Raw genomic sequence first — 2,136 nt, forward strand, 5'->3', positions numbered from 1 at the left:
ATCGAGGCGGATACCCATGACGAGGCGTTGCGCATCGCCTCCATGCACCCGGCGGCCACGCTGGGCGAAGAAGGTGGATGGGTCGTCGAGCTTATCCCCGTGGATTTCTACTGGTCCCGATGAGGGCCTGGACGCGTGTCTCAAATATGCGTTGGGGCTCTGTTCTCCTCAAACACCTTCACGGCTTCGTGAGTCATCGCGACGATGCTACTTCTGGGCCGAGCGGCGACGCCTGTGATCGACCCACAACGGTCCCCGCGCTTCTAGTAAGCGCGGTCATTCAAAGCGCACAAGACAAACGCTAGATCGCTGTCCTGATACGATCGGGAGCATCGACTTCTCAGAGGCCAAAGATGGACTGGAACAAGATATATGGCAAAGTGTTTCGCGACGATGCTGGCGAAGAATACGGGGTTATTCGGATGCTTCCACAAGGCGATCGAAACGAGCTCTTCAGCTCGTCTGTCAAGCCGTTTGCCGTCGATGACTGCGGGAACTACTTCCTCCGCACCGACGATGGCGTCTCTTTTTGGGACCACGAAACAGGCAGCGTCACAAGGCTCGCAACATCCGAAAACGCGTTTGTCGAGCGACTTACCGAGCCTCGGCCAGTCACGCTAGAGGAAGGGCAAGTGCGACGTGCGTGGATCGACCCTGACTTCTTGAAACACCTGAACAAGAAGTGAGGCTGGCAGGCCGCTTGTGGCCGAACTGAGCCCGACGACGACCGGCTCTGATCGACCCGTTTCGGTCAATCGCACTTCCGCAAAGCAGCCATTTATTCGATGCAGGATTGTCCAAAGCTTGTACGAATAGCGACGGCACACTTGTATCAAGAGGATTGCTTTTAGTGTCGCTTGGGGTTCCACGCTTTGTGCACGAACTCAAGACGGTTGCCGTCGAAGTCGGAGACGTTGGCGGCGTAATAGCCGGGGGCGAAGTAGGTACGATCTGCTGGTTTCCCCTCGTCGATGCCGCCGGCTTTGATTGCAGCTGCGTAGGCGGCGTCGACCAGTTCGTTGGTGTCGCAGACGATGCCGAGGTACAGCCCGGTCTCGCCGGGCTTGCGTTGACGTAGCCAGATGCTTGATCCAACCGCCTTTCCCTTGCCGTACACGTCGTCACCGATGCCGTAAAGATCAGGGACGCCGTCGGGGCCCGAAGCGGAGTCGTAGTTACCGAATACGCTCCAGCCGAGTGGCTTCAAGGTTTCAGAGTAGAAGGCTAGTGACTTGTCGATGTCGGTGACTGAGATGTAAACGTGGTCGATCATTTGGCCGCCTTCGACGTGGATGGGTATGGTTTCTTCATAACTCTATTCGACAGACTGTCCATGCTATTGCGGCGCGTGTGGCAGAGGCATGAGTGTACCCGGGCAAAGTATGGGGCTGGTTGTCGGGAAACCAGCTTGGTCGTCTGTTCCTGGCCGGGTCGCGGCGGTGTTCTAGCCGGCACAACGCCGGCGATACGCAGTCACCTACTCGATGAGCTCAACAAGATGCGCACGATTGGCGGGGGCAGCATACGACTCCGGCCAATATTCAACGATGCGAGTGATTTTGCCGGCTTCGACTGAGAAAAACGATACGGCTCGCGCGGTCATAGATCCATCGGTAACTGTCACATCGGATACTGCTTCACTAACCGTGTTTGCCACGACTCTGTTCACCTCGAAGCGCCACGGACCCTGCGCCGGATACTCCAAGTTCATCTGTGCGAACCGCGCGGCACCACGGATGCGTTCGTTCGACTGGGGCCATTCAAGGATGAATTGCTCGGCTAACACAGCCTGCACGGATGCAAAGTCGTTTGAACCCATGAGCGTCCAAAACTCACGGACGAGCACCGAGATATCGTTAGTGTCTTCTGTCATCGTTGCTGCGTTCGGCAAGTTGAAGGAGTTGTGATTCGAAATTGTCAGCGATTCCGCCGCCCGTGTCGAATGTCTCCTGGTGGCCGCACCCCGTCGGTCGGTCAAAGCTGTTGCAATAGCGCTCGCCAGCATCGGGCCATACCGGACCGGCGAGCTGCGTGTACGATAGGACCAGTTGACTTATGAGTCTCAGGAGACACCATGAAAGCGGTGTGCCCGCTGCACGGGCCAACGACCATCATCCGCACGAACGCGCACGGGTT

At 57.4% G+C, this 2,136-nt stretch carries 3 protein-coding genes and 1 pseudogene; 2 read left to right on the plus strand and 2 right to left on the minus strand.

Annotation, left to right across the window (positions count from 1 at the left end; all coding sequences use genetic code 11):
- A pseudogene (locus tag FSO04_RS49120) lies at nt 1-123 on the plus strand (YciI family protein); the annotation flags it as partial.
- A gap of 230 nt (nt 124-353) precedes the next feature.
- Nucleotides 354-686: an SMI1/KNR4 family protein gene (locus tag FSO04_RS45590; RefSeq protein ID WP_154567981.1), complete on the plus strand. Its 333-nt coding sequence runs from the start codon at nt 354-356 to the stop codon at nt 684-686.
- Nucleotides 687-847: 161 nt separating this feature from the next.
- On the opposite strand, the gene FSO04_RS45595 is transcribed toward FSO04_RS45590, so the two are convergent.
- Together FSO04_RS45595 and FSO04_RS45600 are read right to left on the minus strand one after the other, a co-directional pair.
- The gene (locus tag FSO04_RS45595) at nt 848-1,273 is read right to left on the minus strand and encodes a VOC family protein (RefSeq protein WP_154567982.1); all 426 of its coding nucleotides are present in this window, start codon (nt 1,271-1,273) and stop codon (nt 848-850) included.
- A gap of 204 nt (nt 1,274-1,477) precedes the next feature.
- A complete protein-coding gene (locus tag FSO04_RS45600) occupies nt 1,478-1,873 on the minus strand; it encodes a nuclear transport factor 2 family protein (RefSeq protein WP_154567983.1) in 396 nt (131 codons plus the stop codon).
- Nucleotides 1,874-2,136: the final 263 nt, after the last annotated feature.

This window comes from Paraburkholderia madseniana, from assembly GCF_009690905.1.
Lineage (GTDB): Bacteria > Pseudomonadota > Gammaproteobacteria > Burkholderiales > Burkholderiaceae > Paraburkholderia > Paraburkholderia madseniana.